The 21800-nt window shown below is 36.6% G+C and carries 21 protein-coding genes, 3 tRNA genes and 1 pseudogene; 11 read left to right on the top strand and 14 right to left on the bottom strand.

Features of this window, described 5'->3' with window-relative positions:
• Positions 1-56 precede the first annotated feature (56 nt).
• Positions 57-398 carry a hypothetical protein gene (locus H3Z85_09625; GenBank protein ID QPQ53551.1) on the bottom strand — a complete coding sequence of 114 codons (342 nt, stop codon included), beginning with the start codon at positions 396-398 and terminating at the stop codon, positions 57-59.
• Between the two features lie 183 nt (positions 399-581).
• Here H3Z85_09625 and H3Z85_09620 point away from each other — a divergent pair.
• A pseudogene (locus H3Z85_09620) lies at positions 582-1759 on the top strand (hypothetical protein).
• The gene (locus H3Z85_09615; GenBank protein ID QPQ53550.1) at positions 1746-2327 is read left to right on the top strand and encodes a hypothetical protein; all 582 of its coding nucleotides are present in this window, start codon (positions 1746-1748) and stop codon (positions 2325-2327) included. The pseudogene H3Z85_09620 and the gene H3Z85_09615 overlap by 14 nt, the downstream one beginning before the upstream one ends.
• On the opposite strand, the gene H3Z85_09610 is transcribed toward H3Z85_09615, so the two are convergent.
• Together H3Z85_09610 and H3Z85_09605 are read right to left on the bottom strand one after the other, a co-directional pair.
• Complete coding sequence (locus tag H3Z85_09610) at positions 2276-2851, bottom strand: 5-formyltetrahydrofolate cyclo-ligase (GenBank protein QPQ53549.1); 576 nt, start codon at positions 2849-2851, stop codon at positions 2276-2278. The two genes, H3Z85_09615 and H3Z85_09610, sit on opposite strands and share 52 nt — an antisense overlap.
• A 53-nt stretch (positions 2852-2904) precedes the next feature.
• A complete protein-coding gene (locus H3Z85_09605; protein QPQ53548.1) occupies positions 2905-4275 on the bottom strand; it encodes a rhodanese-related sulfurtransferase in 1371 nt (456 codons plus the stop codon).
• A 339-nt stretch (positions 4276-4614) separates the two neighbouring features.
• Between H3Z85_09605 and H3Z85_09600 the strand changes: the two genes are divergently transcribed.
• Positions 4615-6147, top strand: a complete 1533-nt coding sequence (locus H3Z85_09600; protein ID QPQ53547.1) for a trypsin-like peptidase domain-containing protein — start codon at positions 4615-4617, stop codon at positions 6145-6147.
• A gap of 62 nt (positions 6148-6209) precedes the next feature.
• Here H3Z85_09600 and H3Z85_09595 read toward each other — a convergent pair whose 3' ends face one another.
• The 3 genes from H3Z85_09595 to H3Z85_09585 all read right to left on the bottom strand — a co-directional run bounded on the left by H3Z85_09595 (position 6210) and on the right by H3Z85_09585 (position 9771).
• Positions 6210-6665 (bottom strand): hypothetical protein, encoded by a 456-nt coding sequence (locus H3Z85_09595; GenBank protein ID QPQ53546.1) that lies wholly within the window; start codon positions 6663-6665, stop codon positions 6210-6212.
• Positions 6665-7045, bottom strand: a complete 381-nt coding sequence (locus H3Z85_09590; GenBank protein ID QPQ53545.1) for a RidA family protein — start codon at positions 7043-7045, stop codon at positions 6665-6667. The genes H3Z85_09595 and H3Z85_09590 overlap by 1 nt, the downstream gene beginning before the upstream one ends.
• A gap of 140 nt (positions 7046-7185) precedes the next feature.
• Positions 7186-9771: an LPS-assembly protein LptD gene (locus H3Z85_09585; protein QPQ53544.1), complete on the bottom strand. Its 2586-nt coding sequence runs from the start codon at positions 9769-9771 to the stop codon at positions 7186-7188.
• Positions 9772-9824: 53 nt separating this feature from the next.
• Here H3Z85_09585 and H3Z85_09580 point away from each other — a divergent pair, with 53 nt between their 5' ends.
• The 6 genes from H3Z85_09580 (at position 9825) to H3Z85_09555 (ending at position 12118) form a co-directional block, all read left to right on the top strand.
• Complete coding sequence (locus H3Z85_09580) at positions 9825-11111, top strand: N-acetylmuramoyl-L-alanine amidase (protein QPQ53543.1); 1287 nt, start codon at positions 9825-9827, stop codon at positions 11109-11111.
• Positions 11112-11170: 59 nt separating this feature from the next.
• Positions 11171-11242, top strand: a tRNA-Glu gene (locus tag H3Z85_09575).
• Between the two features lie 14 nt (positions 11243-11256).
• Entirely contained in the window at positions 11257-11577 is a 321-nt protein-coding gene (locus H3Z85_09570; GenBank protein QPQ53542.1) for a hypothetical protein, read from the top strand.
• A 67-nt stretch (positions 11578-11644) separates the two neighbouring features.
• The gene (locus H3Z85_09565; GenBank protein ID QPQ53541.1) at positions 11645-11899 is read left to right on the top strand and encodes a 30S ribosomal protein S20; all 255 of its coding nucleotides are present in this window, start codon (positions 11645-11647) and stop codon (positions 11897-11899) included.
• A 10-nt stretch (positions 11900-11909) separates the two neighbouring features.
• Positions 11910-11981: transfer RNA gene (locus H3Z85_09560), tRNA-Glu, on the top strand.
• A gap of 65 nt (positions 11982-12046) precedes the next feature.
• Positions 12047-12118, top strand: a tRNA-Glu gene (locus tag H3Z85_09555).
• Between the two features lie 75 nt (positions 12119-12193).
• Here H3Z85_09555 and H3Z85_09550 read toward each other — a convergent pair.
• The 6 genes from H3Z85_09550 to H3Z85_09525 all read right to left on the bottom strand — a co-directional run bounded on the left by H3Z85_09550 (position 12194) and on the right by H3Z85_09525 (position 15758).
• Complete coding sequence (locus tag H3Z85_09550) at positions 12194-12400, bottom strand: hypothetical protein (GenBank protein QPQ53540.1); 207 nt, start codon at positions 12398-12400, stop codon at positions 12194-12196.
• Positions 12401-12444: 44 nt separating this feature from the next.
• The gene (locus H3Z85_09545; GenBank protein QPQ53539.1) at positions 12445-13221 is read right to left on the bottom strand and encodes a hypothetical protein; all 777 of its coding nucleotides are present in this window, start codon (positions 13219-13221) and stop codon (positions 12445-12447) included.
• Between the two features lie 281 nt (positions 13222-13502).
• Positions 13503-14171, bottom strand: coding sequence for an HAD-IA family hydrolase (locus tag H3Z85_09540; protein ID QPQ53538.1), 669 nt, complete (start codon positions 14169-14171; stop codon positions 13503-13505).
• Between the two features lie 115 nt (positions 14172-14286).
• The gene (locus tag H3Z85_09535) at positions 14287-14529 is read right to left on the bottom strand and encodes a hypothetical protein (protein ID QPQ53537.1); all 243 of its coding nucleotides are present in this window, start codon (positions 14527-14529) and stop codon (positions 14287-14289) included.
• Between the two features lie 490 nt (positions 14530-15019).
• Positions 15020-15274 (bottom strand): hypothetical protein, encoded by a 255-nt coding sequence (locus H3Z85_09530; protein ID QPQ53536.1) that lies wholly within the window; start codon positions 15272-15274, stop codon positions 15020-15022.
• Between the two features lie 13 nt (positions 15275-15287).
• A complete protein-coding gene (locus H3Z85_09525) occupies positions 15288-15758 on the bottom strand; it encodes a transposase (GenBank protein ID QPQ53535.1) in 471 nt (156 codons plus the stop codon).
• 603 nt (positions 15759-16361) lie between these two features.
• On the opposite strand from H3Z85_09525, the gene H3Z85_09520 reads away from it, so the two are divergent.
• Positions 16362-17135, top strand: coding sequence for a T9SS type A sorting domain-containing protein (locus tag H3Z85_09520; GenBank protein ID QPQ53534.1), 774 nt, complete (start codon positions 16362-16364; stop codon positions 17133-17135).
• Between the two features lie 220 nt (positions 17136-17355).
• Positions 17356-18204 (top strand): T9SS type A sorting domain-containing protein, encoded by an 849-nt coding sequence (locus H3Z85_09515; GenBank protein ID QPQ53533.1) that lies wholly within the window; start codon positions 17356-17358, stop codon positions 18202-18204.
• A 143-nt stretch (positions 18205-18347) separates the two neighbouring features.
• Here the strand turns inward: H3Z85_09515 and H3Z85_09510 are convergent, their stop codons facing one another.
• Entirely contained in the window at positions 18348-19703 is a 1356-nt protein-coding gene (locus tag H3Z85_09510; GenBank protein ID QPQ53532.1) for a hypothetical protein, read from the bottom strand.
• Positions 19704-20205: 502 nt separating this feature from the next.
• The gene (locus H3Z85_09505; protein ID QPQ53531.1) at positions 20206-21513 is read right to left on the bottom strand and encodes a hypothetical protein; all 1308 of its coding nucleotides are present in this window, start codon (positions 21511-21513) and stop codon (positions 20206-20208) included.
• Between the last annotated feature and the right edge of the window lie 287 nt (positions 21514-21800).

The following is a 21800-nucleotide window of genomic DNA, read 5'->3' as shown; positions in this document are numbered from 1 at the left end:
AAAAAAACCGTTTCACTGGGTGAAACGGTTCTTTTATTTTTAAGCTTATGCTAAAATTATTTCTTAGCAGCGTCTTTTGCAGCATCTTTAGCAGCGTCAGCAGCTCCTTTAGCAGCATCAGCAGCACCTTTAGCAGCGTCAGCAGCACCTTTAGCAGCATCTTTAGCAACTTCAGCACCAGCAGCAGTTGTAGCAGCAGCAGCATCTTTAGTAGCACCTACAGCAGCAGTAGCAGCAGAGTCAACAACTTTAGCAGCAGAGTCAGAAACTACAGCAGCAGAATCAGCTACGTTAGCAGCAGCAGAATCAGTTGCTCCTTCAGTAGAAGTAGCTTCAGTTTTTTTACAAGCAACTAGAGAGATTGCAGCGATAGCAGCTACGAATAATGACTTTTTCATAATAAATTAAATTTAATTTTGTTAATATTGTTTTATAAAATTTTCTTCTGTTCTGTTATTTGAACAAGACAAAGGTATAGCAGATAGAAAATTTGTCTATGAAAAATAATTGTAATACCTTTGTAAAATAGTTTTACAAAAAAACATAACTGATAATCAACAATTTAATTATTTTAAAAAAAATTGACAGATTTAGATCTATTACACTTTGAGCAACTAAAAAGGACGTTCAGGGTCAATATTTAAAAGAATATACCCCTTCACAGGATGACATATCCAAATGGAAGGGTATAGATATCATATATTTCCAGGAAGACCTTCGTAAAAAAGCGAAAGGTAACATCAGCGAAAAATCATTTTACACTTATTTCAAAACATCACCGGTCACCAAATTACCAAGGATTGATATGCTCAATTTACTCAGTAATTATGCGGGTTATGATTCATGGTATGAATTCAAAAAGCTTCATCTTTTTGCTGGAGAATTGTTGCAGGAAAATGAAAATCCGGAAGAGGATGACCTCACTGAACTTGAAAAAACAGTTTCGGATGCTCCTGATCTGCCAAAAGAAGAGATTCCGGTGAAAAAAACCGAAATACAGCCTGGTCAAAACACTGATTTACAAAAAACAACCACTGAAAATCAGAAGGTTGCAAATACCTCCTCAAATCATGATGAAATCAAAAAGTCATCTGAATTACCGAAGAAAAATTTCGTCAAAAAGAATGCATGGGCCATTGTTACCTCCGTATTAATTGCCATTACAGGATTATTAGGATTTAAAGATGTTCTTTTTTCCAAAACTTATAAATACTGCTTCATCGATAAAGACAGAGGAGTAAGCGTGATCAATACTCTAGATATTATGGTCATGAAGGAAAATGAATCTCCGATCATGTATAAAATAAAACCCGGAGAGTGTTTCTTCTATTCTACGAAGGACAAAAATCTTAAGATGAAGATCAGCGCCCCTTTCTACGAGCCGTTGGAAGTTTCAAGGAACCTGGAAAACGCCCCTGAAGAAGAGAAAATTGAATTGAAGCCTGATGATTATAAAATGGCAGCCTACTATTTCTCTATTAAAGATGTAAAGGGAGGTAATCCCGAAGAACAGGTAGCCCTCATCAAGCAAAAAAGAAATCAACTTGAGAACCTGATTAGCAACAGTGCTGTCATTTACCAGGTTTATGACAACGACACTTATGGTATTGAACGATTGGACAAACAGAAGTATATCACGTTGGTAACCACTCCTACAACCTCATTAAAAAACCTGAATGTTATAGAAATGAAAAAGGATACAAATGGTAAAATTGTATCTATCAAATTTAAAATCTCCACAACAGATGAAAAAAATTAATAATTTTTTACTTCTCACCATACTTCTTGCTTTATTTGTTGCCTGCAATAAAAAAAGTACAGAGATAAGTGACCTTGATAAATTACGAAACAGTACTAATGCAAAAAGTTATCCTGCCGTACAAATGGACAGTATGCAGGCCATCAACTCTATTACCAAGCAAAAAGTTCAGGAGCTTCTTGATCTTTCTACCCTTTACCTCTCCGGAAACAGAAATACGGAGATAGATACTGTTATTTATTCACAGATGGAAAGCTATTTTCACAAGCCTGATTCTCTGACCTTCAAAAGGTTATTTAAAGAACTAGACAGCATGAAAGTAAGATCAGTAAAGGTCAATAATCTCAATGTCTATAAAGAATTTTATAAAAAAGACACCTTGGATTACGCCAAATTTAATGTGGAATATTTTGACGATAAAAATAAGTCTTTAGGTAATTTTGAGAAAAATGCACAATATATTTTAATCTCCAGACCAAAGCTTAAGAAGGAATTTAAATTCTATTTTTTAGATTTTTATTCTAAACCTTTAAAGAAAGACAGTACTTCAGCAGGAGTTACCAAATAGTCGAGAGGAACATCGTTTTCCCAGACATCATCAATATATTCATCGGGGTCAAAATAATTGACTCCGATTTTTTTTGTTTCAGGCAACACATTTTGAAACAAACCGTCATAAAATCCTTTTCCGTAGCCTACCCTATTGCCTTTCCTGTCGCAATACAGTAAAGGAGTAATGACATAATCAAAATACTTTTCTCCGGAATCTATATCTGAAACCGGCTCCGGAATCCCCCAACTGCTGGTCACAAAGGTCGTATCCTGAAAAATCTCAACACTGATCAATTGACCTCCTGCCACTTTAGGAACAAAGACACGTATCTGATGTTCAAAAAAATAATTGATAAATACTTGGGTATCTACTTCCTTCTTTTCCAAAATTGGCAGGAAAATATGAACTTTCTCCGTCTCTTTCGGGTCAAAGTAATGAACAAAGTTTTGAAAAATACGTTCAGATAACAAGAAAGCCTCATCAGAAGACAAGGCTTTTCTTTTTTGTATATATTGTTTTCTAAGCTCAGCTTTTTGCATAATTACTGCTTTTTTTTCACTGAAATCAATCCTACTGGCTTTTTTATGATCTACTAAGCGTTTTCAGAAGGCTCGATAATTTTGTATAATTTGTCTGACAAACGAATTCTAAACGGAATTTCAAAAGTAATCTGATCTCCTGTTTTAGCTGTTTCACAAGGTCCTCCATTTGCAAAAATTTCAGTAATCGTAAGCTCTTGGTCTCCGGTAGTCGGTCCTGAAACCAATACTTTATCTCCTACTGACAATTCTTTATTTTCAATTAGAAACTGTCCGATTTTAGATTTTGAAAAGTAATGTTCGGCTTTTCCAATCAAAACTTTCTTGACACTGATTTTCTGACGAATGTTCTTAGTTTCCACTTTTGCCAAAGGTTTATCCGGAAGATCCCCTGAATTTTTAAATTTCAAAGCATCAGATTTTCCTTTTCTGAAAACTTTATTGCCCACCTGCAGGCCTTTTCTCAATTCCACCTGCTTTTCCCAAGGCAAATGTATTGTTTCCAGACATTCTGTAGAACAGCAGTTTTCCATAGCAGCCTTGCATTCGTCACATTGAATGAACAGTAAATGACAGGCATCATTTGCACAATTAGTATGATTATCACAAGGTTTACCACACTGGTGGCACTGTGAAATAATATCATCTGTTATTCTTTCTCCCAAACGGTGATCAAATACAAAATTCTTTCCTATGAACTTACTTTTTATACCTTCTTCTTTGATCTGTCGGGTATACTCAATGATACCTCCTTCCAACTGGAAAACATTTTTAAAGCCCTGATGTTTAAAGTAAGCACTTGCTTTTTCACAACGAATACCACCCGTGCAATACATCAAAAGGTTTTTATCTTCTTTAAAATCCTGTAACTGATCGTTGATGATCGGTAAGCTTTCTCTAAAGTTTTCCACATCCGGCGTAATAGCTCCTTCAAAATGCCCCACCTCACTTTCGTAATGATTCCTGAAATCTACTACAATCGTATTAGGGTCATCAAGCATATCGTTGAATTCCTGTGCTTTCAGGTGAATCCCCTTATTGGTAACATCAAAAGTTTCATCATTCAATCCATCGGCAACGATTTTATGTCTTACTTTTATTGTCAGTTTCAAAAAGGAATGGTTATCCTGTTCAACTGCCACATTCAGGCGAATACCTTTCATGAAATCGTATTCTTCCAACGTAGCACGAAAAGCCTCGAAGTGATCTGCAGGAATACTCATCTGAGCATTAATTCCTTCATGGGCAACATAAATACGGCCAAGCGCATCAAGTGCATTCCAGGCTATAAATAAATCGTCGCGAAATTTTTTGGGATCTTCAATTTTGGCATACGCATAGAAAGATAATGTAAGGCGTTCCTTACCAGCTTCATCAATAAGTTTAGCTCTTTCTTCTGCGCTTAAGGTGTTATACAGTTGCATGCTATAAACGTTTTAAGTGAGAAAAATATTTTGGCAAAGATAATCATTTTAAAATTAAGTATATTTATAGACGTAAAGCACGACTAACCAATAACCTTAGAAATCATGAATTTTATACAGCATATCAAATATCATTTTGTCTTATTTTCTTTAATTTTTTTTTAAGTTTTGTTAACTGCCACCTTAACAATTATGACATAAGGTATAAAATGACATAATACCCGTTAAATTTTAGTTAAAATTGAAACATAGCATACTAATTGATTACTTATTTAACATTAAATTTGTTTACTCAAAAACATACAATAGAAATTAATTAATAAACAAGAAAGATATACAATGAAGAGTACTTTAAAAAAACTATTACCATTTGCATTAGTGGGAGTTGTTTCAGGAGCTACAACCGTTGGAGCAATTCAATATTTCGGACATAATTCCAACAATGGAGACCAATCTTATTTTACAACATCAGCACCTACAGCATCATTCGCGGGTATGAACACTGCAGCAACAGGTGAAGATTTTGTAAAAGCAGCCAAAACGACAGTTCCGGCTGTAGTTACCATTAAAAACTATCAAAGCAGAACAGCCAGCAGAGCTTCTGAGCAGGACTTGTTTGATTTCTTCTTCGGAGATCCTTTCGGAGGAAGAGGCCAGCAGAGACAAAAGCAGCAGCAGCAGGCTCCGGATAACATGCCATCAGGAATGGGTTCTGGTGTTATCATCTCTCCAGATGGTTACATTATTTCAAATAATCACGTGGTAGCAGGTGCCAATAAACTGGAAGTGGTACTAAGCAACAAGAAATCATACATTGCTACTTTAGTGGGAACCGATCCCAACACAGATATTTCTTTATTAAAAATTGAGGAAAAAGGACTTCCTTATCTGAATTTTGCTAACTCAGACAATATTGACGTGGGACAATGGGTACTGGCAGTAGGAAATCCACTGGGATTAAACTCTACGGTAACAGCCGGTATCGTCTCTGCAAAAGGAAGAGGTATCGGAATTCTGGGAAGCCAGGGGAAAGCTACTAACCCTATTGAAAGCTTTATCCAGACGGATGCTGCGATCAACCCGGGAAACTCAGGTGGAGCATTAGTTAACACCAATGGAGAACTGATCGGGATCAACTCTGCCATCCAGTCTACCACAGGATATTATCAGGGATATGGATTTGCTGTTCCGGCTAACCTGGCAAGAAAAATTGTAGAGGATATCAAAAAATTCGGAATTGTACAGAGAGGATTCCTTGGAGTACAATCATTAGACCTGTCTAACGACCAATTGGTTGAAGCATACAACAGACAGAATAAAACAAGTCTTAAAGTAGGTTCCGGAGTATATGTTACAGGATTCGGGGAAAATAGTGGTGCTGAAGATGCAGGTCTGAAAAAAGGAGATGTGATCACCAAAGTAGACAGCTACAATATCACTGATTTTGCAGATCTTTCCATGTCAATCGGAAGCAAGCGTCCGGGAGATAAAGTACAGGTTACTTATTCCAGAAACGGGAAAGAATCTACCACTATGGTAACATTAAGAGATCAGAAAGGCGGAACTTCTACCAGAACAAAAGCTGACCTGAGTGTCACTGAAAAAATCGGAGCTGAGTTCCAGAGCCTGGACGACAGAACAAAGGCATATTATGGTTTAAACAGTGGAATTGTAGCTAAAAACGTTATCGAAGGCAGCGAGTTTGCGAAAGCCGGTATCGTAGACGGTTACATTATCACCGAAATCAATGGTAAGCCTGTGAATTCTCAGAAAGATGTTGAAGCTTTATTAAATAAATTCTCAGGTACAGGCCAGATAAAATACATGGATGATTACGGAAGGAATTATCAGAGAGGATTTAAAATGCCTTAATTAAAACAGATATTTTTATATCAACAAAAACGCTGCAAAAATTTGCAGCGTTTTTTTATGGTTTACTTAAGTTTATTCATTTTTTCAGCAATCCTTTTCTTTTTATTTCTTTCATAAATGACTTCTACAATCTTACCGCCAATCCACGAAAACGGAAAAAAAGTAAGGAAAATAGAGATCTTATAAAATGTAGGATGATACGGAAATATAATAACATCCAACATGGCTATAAAAAGCATAATAAAACCGATCAGAATTGCGTAGGCTACTTTCGCATATTTTACAATGATAGCAGTGGCCACCCCGCCAATTGTAGTTCCCAGTCCGGAAATAAATAATAAGAAGCCAAAAAAGGCCTTATCATCCTTCATGCTGAACAGAAACCTTTGCCAGTGCTCAAACGGAGCAAAAGCTTCAAAAGTAACCCATTGCGGAAAAGCCCTTATCCCAAGAGTGATAATAAGTCCTGTTATCGCAAGACCCATCAAAACCGCAATTGTATTTCTTATAAAACTCATTAATCCTTATGTGCAATCATAGAAATTTCGATATCCACATTTTTAGGCAAACAAGAAACCTGTACCGTTTCACGGGCTGGATAGCTGTCTGCATCTAAATAAGAAGCATAAATATCATTCATCACTGCAAAATCATCCATACTCTTCAGGAAGATGGTAGCTTTTACCACGTTTTTGAAAGTCATTCCTGCTTCCGTAAGAATAGCTTCAAGGTTTTTCATTACCTGATGTGTTTCTTTTTCAATTCCCTCTACCAATTTACCTGTCGCCGGATCTACAGGAATCTGTCCGGAGATATACAAAACCCCGTTTGCCAGATTTGCTTGTGAATAAGGCCCGATCGCTGCAGGTGCATTCGCTGTGTTGATTATTTGTTTCATAGTGGATATTTATTTTTTTAAGTCTTTATGTAATTACAGGTATACGGAATTTATGTATCAAAATTTTGTAACCCGTGATTCCATTAGAATTTATTTTGGTTGCAAATATAAAATTTATATTCTCAAATGCCAATCTGATATTAGAAAGGTGCATTCGGCTGGGTAAAGCTTCTGTCCTTATATTTCAGTGCATCACTTAAGATATTGGCTTTAATCCCGATAAAGAAGTCATATACTTTATATTGTCCGAAAGGAACCCAGTTAAAGTTGATGGTAAAGCTTCGCTGGTCTCGTGAAAAACCGATTCTCGTATAAGCCAGCTGCTTGGTCACCAAATCATAATGCGTACTTCCGTTGATATTCCAGTAAGGAGTAAGTTTAATACTTCCATCCAGACCTAATGATGCAATTTTGCTTCCAAATCTGTTTAGTCCCTTAGAGTAGGCATAATTGGCATTAATATTTAAAGTCCAGGCCTGGTCAAAATGCGCATAATGATCATCATCAAAGTAATAATTTTCATTTCTTACCTCTCCTTTTGATGAATACTTTTTAGCATAATCCGTTTTTTCTCCGAAGATCTCGCTGCTTAAAGGATAAGATAACTGAACATTGAAGCCCTGAACACTAAAAGCGCCGAACTTTTCCGTTCTGATTCCTGTATCTTGTCCCGGAATAAATTCAATTTTATATGGATCCAGGGAAAGGCTTGTATTAACGGTCAGTTTGTTATTGAAGAAAGATGATTGCCCGTTGATCGTAAAGATAGACCATGGATGATCTTTAGCCGCAAAATTGTAACTTCCTGAAAGGTTTAAAGATTCAAAAATTTTGATCTTTTTCACCCCTGTGGAATCACTTTTCGACTTCACTTTCATTTCAATATTGTTTCCGATATTAAAACCTAAAGATCCTACCATTCCGCTTGACGGACTTCCGACGATGCCTTTTTCAAAGATAGAATAAGGAGTCAGTGCTCCGGTTGCATTATAATAATTTTTATAGTACCCGAAATTAGGACTTGAAAAATCTGGAGAATAAGTAAACCCGATGCTCGGCGTCATCATGTGACGTATTGCTTCTATTGCAGATCCTTTTTTGAACTTCAGCATTCCGTACAATGTTGTCTGAAGACTTGCCGTGGTAGAGAAGGTAGAATATCCCGCAAACTTCTTTTCGATGTCGTCTACAGTAACATTCTTTATAGGATCATAATATTTGTTCAATGTTTTTGTCGTCAGGGCATTGTCAATATTGGCACTTAAACTGAAGGTAAAATATTTTGCCAGCGTGGTATTGGTAGCCAGGGCAATATTGTTTTTAAGACCTGTCTGCATTTTATCCCACATTTCTTTTTTAAACAATTCGTTTTCCTGAGTATTTACAAAATTGGTAAGGTTGAATCCTGTATTCACTGTGATATTTTCAATTAACCCTTGTCTTACTCCTGTTTTTGATTTAAAAAGATAAAACTGATTGATCGCCACATTCATTTGTGGAAGACGAAGGTCTGCTAATCCGGTGGCAAAGTTCTGAGAATATGATGCCGTCCCCGTAATGGTCATTGGCAGCTTCAGAAATCGCTTGGTAAGGGTTACCGTCGAGTTCTGTTGCGTATTTAATACATTCTGGTTGAAAATATAATTGTTGTTCAATGGGTTGTTATAGAACTTTGTACTTACAATATCCACAGAAGCGCTGAATGTCAGAAACGGATTGGCTTTGGCATCCTGAGAGTGTGTCCAGTTGATTCTGTAAGTACTGTTTCTCGTATAATCATCAAGTCCTTTGATTCCTCTTACCATAGTACCGATATCCGCATTGAAGTTTCCGGAATATTTGTATTTTTTCTGGTAATTCATCTGGGGCCTCACGTTCCAGCTTCCTTTGGTATAGATATCAGCAAGTACTTTAAGGTCGAAATGCTCACCGATCGGTTGATAATACCCTATTCCGTTCAGAAAGAACCCTACATCTTCCCTTTCTCCAAAACTCGGGATCAGGATACCGGCTGCTCTTTTGTCTGAAAACGGAAGAATGGCAAACGGGAGATAAAGTGGTGTAGGAACCTTCTCTATAAACATTTGAATAGGTCCTGTAACGATCTGGGATTTGGTTTTGGTTTTAATAAGCTTAATATTGTAAGCCCTCATAAAATAATCCGCTGCCGTATCTTTTTTCTTAATAAAATAATCATCAGTGGTATAATCCGCTTTTCTCATGGCGTACACTGAATCGTTGTATTTTTTTGTTTTCTGAGCGATAATGACCCCTTCACTTTCTTCCGTTCGGGCATTGAAAGCAATAGCCTGTTTCGTCTTTGTATTATAGCTGAACTCGTTGGTTTCATACTTTTTACCTCCCTGCATCGTAATGACAGGCTCAATAATCTTCCCCAGTGAATCCTGTTTTCCGCGGGCATAGATCAGGCTTTTATTATCGTCGATGGAAATATAATCCGCATCAATCTGCATATCCTGATATTTTACCTGGGCATTCTTGTTCAGAAATGTCATTTTCTTTGGGATATCCCTTCTCTGATCATCTGCTTTTGTACGCAAGATATCATCTAAGGATTCCTTTTTTACAACAATGGTATCCTTTTTGGAAATAGTATCATTAACCGCATTTTTAGGCAATTTTTCAGGAGTTTTTTGTGCTAAAAAATTGTTAAAAATTAGGATAATTAAAATTTGTAATATATTTTTGAGGACGGTTTTGGCCAATTTTGTTCTATATAATTAAGGCCCAAAATTAATATAATTTTTATAACTGTAAGATGCACAAACAAAATTTTAAAATAATTTTATCATTTCTCCTTATCCTTTTAAGCAACTTTATTTTCTCCCAGAAGAAGTTCACTATCGTTCTGGACGCAGGACACGGAGGAAGTGACCATGGAGCCAACAGGACTTATGCTGATATCGGAAGAGTCGCAGAAAAAGACATTACACTTGCCATTACGTTAAAGGTAGGGGCAATGCTCGAGAAAAACAGGGACTTCAAAGTAATATACACCCGTAAGATAGATGAGTATCCTTCTTTATCGGACAGGACCAATCTGGCGAACAGAAGCAAGGCGGATCTGTTCGTGTCTATTCACTGTAACTCTGCACAGAGATCAACAGCGTATGGAACAGAAACTTATGTACAGGGACCCAACCAGAATAACGAAAACCTTGAAGTTGCCAAAAGAGAAAATGATGTGATTTTCCTGGATGAAAAAGACAGACAGACCTTCGGTTCTTATAACCCTGATTCTCCGGAGTCATTAATTGCCTTAAAACTTCAACAGAGCAAATATCTTGAATCAAGTCTTCTGTTGGGAGGACTCGTAGAAGATAATTTCGTCAATAAAGACAAAAGATTTTCCAGGGGGGTCTTCCAGAAAAACCTTCACGTTCTTCGTATGAATGCAATGCCCTCTGTGCTGATAGAAACAGGTTTCATCAATCATCCCGAAGAAAGCCACTATATTGCTTCTGAAAAAGGGCAGAATGAAATTGCTGAAAGTATCTATACCGCAATTATCGATTATAAAAAAGCGATTGACAGAAAATCCGGCGGATCTTTTACCACTAAAAAACCGGAGCCGGAAAAACCGGCAGAAGTTGCGCTGAAAAATGATTTCAGAATACTGCTGATGAGTTCCCCGACCAAATACAATGAAAATGATCCTGCCCTGAAAGGCTTGAATTACGTTCTTACCATCAAGGAAAATGGTCAATACAAGTATTACTATGCTGTTACCAATATGGCTTCTGTAAGGGATATTAATCTTAAAACCGCTAAAGATGCAGGATTCAGAAATGCCTTTGCGGTAGGATTTATGCCTAATCAGAAAATAAGCATGGGATATTATACCATTGAAGTATACGCCGGTGACAAGCTTAATGGCAATTCGTACATCATCCAAAACCTTAAAGATGTCGAAAGAAATAAAGACAATGGAGTATTCTACTACACCTACGGAAAGGTGTATACTCTGGAAGATGCTGTAAAGCTTCAAAAAGAGCTAGAATCTAAGGGTGTGAAAAACACCGTAATACAAAAAGTTTATAAATAATTTGTAAAAATAATTTTGAAGTTTAAAAGTTAATTCCTACTTTTGCAACCTCAAAATTTGGCCTATTCGTCTAGTGGTTAGGACTCAAGATTTTCATTCTTGCAACAGGGGTTCGATTCCCCTATAGGCTACAAAATTTGATATCATGCCGGATTTAAAAATACAAGAAGCGAAACTGCTTTTTAAAAAAATCCACTCTAACCCAAAAAGTTATGATTTACAAATCAATGAAGACGGGATTACAGGCAGGGATGATAAAATAAGTTTCAGACTTTACAGGATGGGAGAAAGGGTTGCTTTTGAAGTAACAATAGATGAACTCACTTTCACCAATACGACTGGAGAATGGAACAACGCATTGATCATGTTGGGAAACACGATCAAAAAAATAGAAAAAGAACAGGAAAATTTAAAAATAGAACAAGCAATAGATAAACTTAGAAAATACCTGTCAGAAGAAATTTAAAAATTTTTGAAAATAAATTTGGTAGTTTAAAAAAAAGTTTATAGTTTTGCACTCACATTTGAACGATATGGCAAATCATAAATCAGCACTAAAGAGAATTAGACAAAACGAAACTAGAAGACTTCGTAACAGATATTATCACAAGACTGCTAGAACAGCATTGAAAGCTCTAAGAAATGAAGAGAATAAAGCTGCTGCTACAGAACAACTGCCAAAAGTTATCGCTTTATTGGATAAATTAGCTAAGAAAAATATTATCCACAAGAACAAAGCTGCTAACTTGAAAAGCAAATTGACAAAACACGTTAATAAGTTAGCGTAATAGTATAGTAGGCCCGTTCGTCTATCGGTTAGGACCTCAGATTTTCATTCTGGTAAGAGGGGTTCGATTCCCCTACGGGCTACAAAACTAAGAGTTGATACTTATAAAAACAAAACTAACACATTACTTCGGTAGTGGAAGATAGAGGGCCCGTTCGTCTATCGGTTAGGACCTCAGATTTTCATTCTGGTAAGAGGGGTTCGATTCCCCTACGGGCTACAAAGAGAAGACTTTATTTTAAAGTCTTCTCTTTTTTGTTTTTATTCCTTTCTATTCTATTAGAAACATTTTGGTTCAGTTCAACAACTGATCAAGCACTACAACAGCTATTGTCGGATCAGTCTCAAAAGCTAAAGAAGCGGGAATATTTATACCTATATCATTGAAATATAAAGCAAAGTTTTCACTAAATACGATAATAGCATCTGCTACCTGAATCTGGAAATTCATTTTCATATAATTCCACAGTATTTCAACCCTATGCATGACTGATGGATTCATAAATTAGTGTGATTTAAGATCATAAAACCTGAATTTTAAGTTGATCAATTGGGAGCATGATCATATACAGATTCCCAGTATTGCATCAATGAATGACTGATCTTAATATTTCTACGGTCCATCATCATCTGCATTTCCTTCGTAAAGTCTTCCATACTGAATTTTAATCCGGGTACAACCTTTGTGAAAGGCCTGATATATCCTTTTAACAACGGCAGCTGCACTATGGTTGTGCAGATATCAATGAAGGTTCCGGGCATTATCGTAATTCCACCACCTACACGAACAAAATCTCCTATTACCGCTCCAAATTTATTGGTACCGGTTTCGTAAGTATTATCACGATATTTGACAATAATATCTGAATAGTCGGTTTTAAGACAGGCAGTGTTTGTATATCCCCCAAGATTGCACCAATCTCCAACATAGCTGTTGGCAACAAGTCCTTCATGGGTTTTATTGGAATAGTCTCCCATAACGGAATTAGATATTTCTCCTGAAATTTTACAGGTTTTACCAATCAGCACACCACCACTTATCCTGGCAGATTTTATTTCTGTCCGATCTCCTATGTAGGCAGGTCCCTCTATAATAGAAAAAGGATATAACACGACAGAATCACCAAGAACTATTGGTCCGTTAGTGGTGTCCAAAACGACACCTTTATGAATGGTAACATTTTCACCCCAAGTTTTTACCAGATCCGGATCGCCAAAAAAAATTCCATTCGTTCTATCTTTTTCAGGAAGCTGTTTTAACAGATTATATTCACTCAAAAGAACGTAGTCATTTTGGATGTTATATTTTTCAATATACTCCAAGGGCTAAATTCTGTATCATTTAACACAATTTCTGGAATTACATTGTGAGTAACGGTATCGAGACAACTATAATGCGCATATTTTAAGTTGATCGGATCATCAAGTTTGAAGATCAATCTTTTTGTGGCTTCATAATACCAAGTCGTTCAAAATCATTTAATATGCCTTTTTTAATTAATGACAAAGGCCTTTTGATCATATTTTCGTGAGAAAAAAGTTCCTTAACATAAATTTTATCCATAATATATTTTTTTCGATATCAATTTTATGCTATGGCGAATTTATTGCGATAAGTTTAGCCCCTGAAGAATCATGTCAATTGAAAGATTGTTTGTTACCTGGTCTGCGATTTTAAATCTTTCATCGTCTATGTTCTTAACCCAGGCTATCGTATATAGACCTGCTGCTTTAGCTGAATGTACACCTGATATACTATCCTCTACAGCCACGCAATCTGCCAAATCTACATGGAGGATTTCCATTGCGGTCCTATAGGGTTCAGGATGGGGTTTGGGGTTCTTTACATGATCGAGGCTTATAATGGAAATACAGTTTTCATAGATACCGGAATTCTTAAGATATAGAACCGCAATGTCATGATAGCTGCTGGTGACAACAGCCTGTTTGATGCCCATTTGATGGGCTGTATTCCAAATATCCACGATATTTTCCCTTGATCTGACCATAGAAATATTTTGTTTTAGACAGGATACGGCATGGTTTTCCCATATTTCAAAAGCGCTCATTAAATTCTTTTCGTCGGTTACTCCATTCGCTTGCAGCACAGCCTTAAAAACTTCCAGACCAGTATGACCGATGTATTGATCTTCAGATATATTAAAATCCAGGCCTGTATTAAGGCAAGCTGTCGAGAATATGAGGCTCTTAAACTCAGGATCCTCACTGTTGACGATTGTCCCGTCCAAATCCCACAAAATGTATTTTTCCATCGCCTATCATTTTGTATTAATTTCTTTTAGTTTGCGTGCTACGCTCTCAGAAATCTGTTGATACGATTTATATTCCTCAATTTCAGATGGGCTGAACGAAATATCAAAAGCTGATTCAAACTCCGCGATCATTGTGAGATGCGACAGCGGTATTGATGGCAACATTCAGGGTATTTCCAAAAAGACCAAAAAGGAAAAGGGAGAAAACCAGTATATCCTTTGATCCTAATAAACTCAAACCTAACAGGGATAGATTCAAAAGCATGAATGATCCCAGAATAATCAGTTTAGTATTGTACCTAGATATAATTTTACCGCTGAACAGCAGGAAAATAATCGTTCCAAGAGGCATCGTCATAAGAACCGCACCGAATTGGGAATCTTTTAACTGTGGCGAAATTTCGATATCAGGAATTCTTGCCGCCCATGCGGCAAATATGGTTCCGTAAAGAAAAAGACTATCGAACGGGAAATCCGTGCATGATTGAAACCTGTAGATGTATCAGAATTAGAGTCTGTTTCTTTAATTCTCATAGTCAGCATTTTAAATGTATTCCAAATATAATACTATTTTTCACATAACAGTGAAAAGTAGTATTAAATATTTATTTTAAACATTTAGAGTACACCAAAAGGTCATAACCGTATAAAATTCAATCGATTACCGACCGCTACATTTGACTTGCAGTGATAAATAATTGAAATATTAATCAATGATTTAAGGCAGAGGTAAATAGGGAACGACTCGATTGCAATTATTTGAAAAGCGCAATATAGCGTGTGGAATTTAAATAACTGAAAAGCATGGATTAGCGAAACCATGCTGCAGATCACTTGTCAACCATATTTCATGTGCCACTATAGGTTTTCTTAATAATAGTGCTTATAACGGTTTTGATTCTTTCAAAACCTTCCAGTTTATTGATATCAATATCACAAAAACATGAATCGGTAGATTTCGCATGCAAAACAAGGTTATAAACGCCTGCAACCACTAATGCAGATACAGCTCTTAGGTCAATATTTTTATCTCCAATTTCCTGATCAGCCAATGCGAAAAATTTAGTACTCAACAGTTCCCTTTCCTTGCATATTTCGTTCATGATTTCGGAACTCTTACTCACTTGCCAGGCGGTAATTTTCTTTGGCTATTTCCTGGGTATAGTTCCACAGCTCTTCAAGCTGGGATTCTATACGTTCTTCATTCTTTTTGATAGCCTTTCCCCATACAAATATATATCGATTAGCATTGGCTTCTATTTTGGTTCCATCTGTAAAAATAGTCTGTAAACTTACCAAACCTTCTTTTTCCAAATACACTACAATTTGTGCAAATATATCTTTGAGCTCACCTTTTAACCTTTCACTTCTGAAACGGTTCAGTGTATTATGATCGGGCCGGTTCATAGCACTAAGCCACATAAAGTGGACGTTTTCCTTAAGAGCTTGTTCCAGCTTTCTGCTTGAATAGATATTGCACAAATAGCCATATACCAATACTTTCAAAAGCATTTTAGGATGATACACGGAATTTCCACCAGGTTTGTAATTACGAATTAAATTGCTGATATCCAGTCCGTCTATCACTGCGGAAACTGTTCGTACAGGATGATTATGGTCTATCAGTTCCGATAAATTCGGAGGAAAAAGAAAATTTTGCTTGGGATTATAATCTTTTAAAGACTATCTTTGACTTAGTTAACACACAGCAAATTAATCAATTTGCAACTATTCGGAAAGCTTTTGCTTTCCTTTTTTTTGTAACCATAAAAAAAGGCTATCTCACTTTTGAGACAGCCTCTTTTTGTTTTATTTCTTTCTATTCTATTAGAAACATTTTGGTTCAGTTCAACAACTGATCAAACACTACAACAGCTATTGTCGGATCAGTCTCAAAAGCTAAAAAAGCGGGAATATTTATACCTATATCATTGAAATGTAAAGCAAAGTTTTCACTATTCCTGTGGATTATTTAGGATGGCTTCTCTTTTCTGTCTGTCTCATCAATAAGGAATTGCGGAACAGATCCTTATTGGTTCCTAAGTTTTAAATAAAAGACTTCACTTTTTTGAACAAATTATTAAATCTAACAAAAGGCATCGTAAAAATCACCAAAAAAGGAAATATTATTTCCTACTGTTCTTATTAATCATTAACTTTGAGGGAACTATTCATCAAAAAATTAACAACATGAAATTTAATTTACTTTTGAAGGAGAGAATCTCTTTACAAACGGCATTTGTTGCCTTACTACTCTTTTCATCTCAAACGTTGGTTTCTGCTCAAAATCGTATTTATGCCCATGCTCAAAGTTCCGGAGTTTTCGGAGTGGCATGTTTAGGCTGCCGTGTAGATAATCCGGAAAATGCAGTAGGCGATAATGAAGACAACTACTCTACTATGGTATTGGGCACAGCATTACTGGGTGGCGTACAACAAACTTTAGTTTTTCCGGATCTACGATCAGATACAAGGCTTGTTGTAGGAATCGGAACAGATAATATTCCTTTATCTGTACAATTACTAAGCGGTGTATCGCTGGAAACGATGAACGGAGGTTCATCCAATAATGACCGAAGAACGGTAGATGTAAGTTTGCTAAAACTAGGAGCCACTCCCAACAGAGGAACAATAGAATTTAAACCTTCAAAACCATACGATGGGATCAGAATTGGTCTTTCAGGAGGAGTACTCAGCCTTGGAGGTGGATTCAGGATTTATTATGCTTATCAGGATCCGCTGAATTCATTAATGGCACATAGTCAAAACGGGCAGATTACCCTTGATGGCAATATCGCTGTGGACGGAGCTGAAGTAAGCCTGGTTAATACATCCGGAAAAGAAGTATACCGTAACACACTCAGATCAAAAACATTTGATTCAAGGCAATCTGAAGGTATATATATTATGACACTCAAAACCAAAGAAGGAAAAATGTATTCGCGAAAAATTATGATTAAATAAATAATTGTTTTTCAACTCATGTACGGCAGGCTATTTAGTCTGCCGTATTTCTTTTTACCTATATAAGAAAGAATGGCGTATACCACGTAAAATAAAAGCAAATAACAATCCCATATAAGAACAAATTATTAACAAATCACATAATTATGAAATAAATTATACAACATAATCATTTTATGTGTAAATTAGTAAAAACTATAAAACTCAAATTTTTATATATATGAAAACTCATTTATTACTTAGCCAACGCACTATTAAAGCGGCTTTAATGGCTTCATTCTTGTTTTTTGCAAGCACAATGTCTTTTGCACAGATTACTAAAATCTACGCAAGCAGTCAAACAAATCAGGTGGTAGGGATCTGCCTCGGATGCGGTGTACTAAACCCACAAAATGCTGTGGGAAGTAATGAAAGCGATTATTCTACACTACAGGTTTCTGTAGGGTTACTCGCAAGAACTGAACAAACCCTGATTTTCCCAGCAACAAATATTGCTATGGGAACGAATAAGTTTGTGCTGGGTTTTGGTACTGATCAGGTAATGCTTTCCGCACAGTTGATAAGCGGAATTTCCATCGAAACATTCAATGGGGATGTATCGAACGGGGATTATCAAAACCTCAACAATGACGCTATTAAACTGGGAGGTACGGATCCAAGCAAAGGAGAGCTTGAACTTACCATGAACAAACCTTTTGACAGAATTAAAGTAAACCTTAACGGTGGATTACTAAGTGTTAATGGTGCACTTAGGCTGTATTATGCATATCAATATAATGATCCGTATATCAATTTTGCTGCGCACAATGATAACGGACAGATTACTCTTGATAAAAAACTTCCTGTAGAGGGAGCAGAAGTTACTTTAACGAATACTTCAGGAAAAGAAGTGTATCGTTCCAAGTTAACATCTAATACATTTGAGGCTAAACAAGCCCAGGGAATGTATATTATGACCCTTACAACAAAAGAAGGGAAAACGTATTCCAAAAAAAATTATGATCAAGTAAATAACAAATCTTATCAATTCAAACGGCAGGCTTTTCAAGCCTGCCGTTTTTTTCCTTAATCAGCTAAAATCCATCAGTTATTTTCCAGAAAATGATTGTTGCAATGACTATTTACCTCTTTAAAAAAGAGGTAGATTTTTTGTCTACCTCCCATAAAATTAATTCAAATCTATTTTTAAATGCTAAAATTAAAATTTAAAAATTACTGCATCAGCCAAGCAACAGCATTAGCATACAGGATGCTGTTGTAAACCGTACTTCCTGCGCCTGGTCCTGACCCGAAATTGGTTTTTGGAATTGGTCTTCCTGCTGCATCCACACCTGCCGGATAAGAACCCGTTGAAGTGTTATTAACAGCTCCCAGAGGGAAGCCTCCGTCGCCCCAGAAGAATAATTTGTAAGTTTTATGAACAAATCCAACCACAAGTCCGTTTTTAGTAGATAAAATATCCGCATTGGAACTGTTAAGATTAGAATTTGTATATGAACTCGAATCATCATTATCATCACCTACAAGCTTTCCTCTTACATCTCCAAACGGACCATTAAGAACGGGGTGATTGATATTAGCAATGGTTTTGATGTAGCTGGTTCCTGTGGCAGGCGTGACAACGGTAGGTGCTCCAAATATCTGGTTCAAAGCCTGAGTCGGCTGAGCCTGCTGGAGAAAGATCATCGCCCGGCCTCCTTTATCCAGATAATTTTTTAACGCTACGGCATCTGCATCATTACATGTATAATCCCATGTCATAATAATCATATAGGGATTATGAATTGCAATATTAACAGCAAGATCTCCGCTACCTGTTCCCATAGATTTGATATCAAATCCTTGAGACGGCACTGTTCCGGTAGGTCCGAAATTTGCCGCAGACTGTAATATTGTTGTCGGCGCAGTTGTACCTGTAGGACTAGGGGTATAAATACCTCCGCCCAGAGATAATATGGTCCTTCTAGGAATTACTCCGGAGTTTACATTGACGGAAAAGCCACAAGATTGTCCTGCAATATTTATAGTGAAATAAGCCATTCCGGAGGCAGAGGGAGTTCCGGAGATTGCCAGTGATATACTTCCACTACCATTAGCCAGTGTACCTGCAGGTGCTGTGGCTGTAAGCCCGGATACCCCTGATGAAGCTGCTGAAACAGCATTATATGCCTGTCCGTTTGCATTGGTATAATTGATCGTTTTTGATCCGCTGCTCATTGCGCCGGATGTGTAGGTTCCGGAAAGAGCGCCGCCTGTACAGTCTAAGGTAAAGCCTGGTGTAGGACCGCACTGATCACACAAACAGTTTGACCAACCTGAAGATTTGTATACCCGGACACAGCTCAATGTAGAATCATACATTATTGTTCCAATTGCTACATTTCCTCCTTTTGGATTGATCATATTTTTAGGATCTTCATTGGTAGGTAGTACCAATCCCATACTATTGGTGGTTTCTTTATTAATGTCTAAAGCACCTCTGGGATTGGCCGTACCTATACCTACTTGAGAGAACAAGATATTTACGAAGAATATCATCGGTAATACATAATTTTTTCTATTTTTCATTTGTTTCTGTTTGCCGCAAAAATATCTTATAGTTTTCTTTTCTTCCAAGGATCTATATACATCATAAATACATCAATCATTTTACCGAGAGTGCTCCTCAAACTCTACATTCGCTCTACAGGGCCAATATACACGGGAGATAGCGCTTATACCTTTTAAAAATTTCGCATGAATAAATTCGCGTTTAGAAACATAAAATTTTAAAACATTTTTTAATTTTGATTGAATAAACTTAATCTATCATACTTCAAAAAGCCATAATCATCATTTCTATATTCAAATAAGGTTATAGACTTACTTACCGAATGTATATAATAAGATACAGAGGCTATTCTAAATAATATAAAATATACAGACCGCGTTCCACCCATCTATAATGCGCATTATTTATTACAAAAAAACCGTTTCAATCTTATGAAACGGTCTGAAATAATTTGATCCAATATTCTTTTCAGAAATATTGTAAATATGATGATGTGTTTTTTTAAATGGATCTCAACTTTTAATTTGATAATACATATTGTACTGCTTTTTCAAATATATTACAGAACAAGATAGAAGAGTTATTTTCGGTACAGCTCGATGTTCCATTATAAAAGCCATCCGTCGATTCATATGCTGTATACCAGTTAGTATCGCCTACCGTTACATAGTTATCTCCAGCAACAGCATTTACAGATCCATCAGGATTTGAAAGAAAAGCAGATCCTGCAAACTCGGTAAGCTTACCTACGGCACGGGTTTGCTGTATCGTCTGGCCTGTCGGAATAGTTCCAAAAATACCATTAGCCGGCCCGCCACCCATTACAGATATCTGGGTTGTTCCAAATCCATAATAATCGTAGGTATTGCCTGCAAATGTGGTTTTGGCAGGAAAATAGGTGCCATTGTAATTATCATTACCAATAAAGAAAAATTTCTTTTTATCATTTATTTTCTGTGTGATCATTTGTCTTTTATCAGAATTTGGCGGCAAATAACCTGTTGCAACATATCCAATCCATATAATATCTGCATTATCTATAGCGGTTCCTATCTCCTCCGCAGTAGCAGTACTTACATTAATGGTATTGTATGAGAAATTAGTCACTTTTACTGTTCCATTAGGTCCGAAATTAGCCGGATTGTTTAATTTCAACCTCGCTATGTTAGAATAGGAACCATTTGATAAATTGGCATTCCAGGTATCTGGTATAAAGCTTAATATCCTCACTGTTCTTAAAGCAGCCTGAACTGTTATAGTAAATGTACACGACTGCCCGGCAATACTGATCATAAAGCTCGCAGACCCTGAAGAGGACGGTGTACCGTTAATGGTAAGGGTTATACTTCCGTTTCCATTGGCTAAGGTTGCTGCGGGTGCTGTAGCAGTAAGTCCCGTCACTCCTGTCGATGGAATCGAAAGAGCATTATAGGATTGCCCGGTGGCATTGGTATAATTAATCACTTTTGTCCCTGTACTATTCGTATTGGCTCTAAAATCTCCCGTCAGGGCTCCACTGGAACAATCGAGGGTAAAGCCGGCCGTTCCGCATTGGTCACACAGACAATTGGACCATCCTGAAGATTTATACACCCTCACACAACTTAAAGTAGAATCATACATAATGGTACCGATGGCTATACCTCCTCCCATTGGATTAACCATATTATCGGGACTGGAATTGGTGGGGAGAACCAACCCCATTGTATTGGTTGTTTCTCTGTTGATATCCAGAGCACCCCTTGGATTTGCCGTACCTATCCCAACCTGGGAAAAAATAATGTTCGCATAAAGCACTAATAGTAAATAATATTTTTTACTCGTCATTTTGTTTAACTTTCCGGCAAAAATATATTTTCAACTATTCCGTTGCGACTATAAACATACAACACGCATACCTCAAATTTCAAAAAAGTCCACTTAAGGCTATACATGCCTACTACATCAAAATTATAAGAATCTATAAATCAATTCATTAAAATGCAATTTTACAACAATAAGCAATTATCAAAAAATTCAATAAAAATTCCAGTTATTATTTTAAAAGCCAAGCATCAAGTACACAAAAAGGCTTTTATTCATCCGGCGTTTAACATACGTATTAGTCAATTTAC

The organism is Chryseobacterium indologenes (assembly GCA_016025055.1).
In the GTDB taxonomy this organism is placed as follows: Bacteria; Bacteroidota; Bacteroidia; order Flavobacteriales; family Weeksellaceae; genus Chryseobacterium; species Chryseobacterium indologenes.
This window is presented reverse-complemented; position numbering and strand designations above follow the sequence as displayed.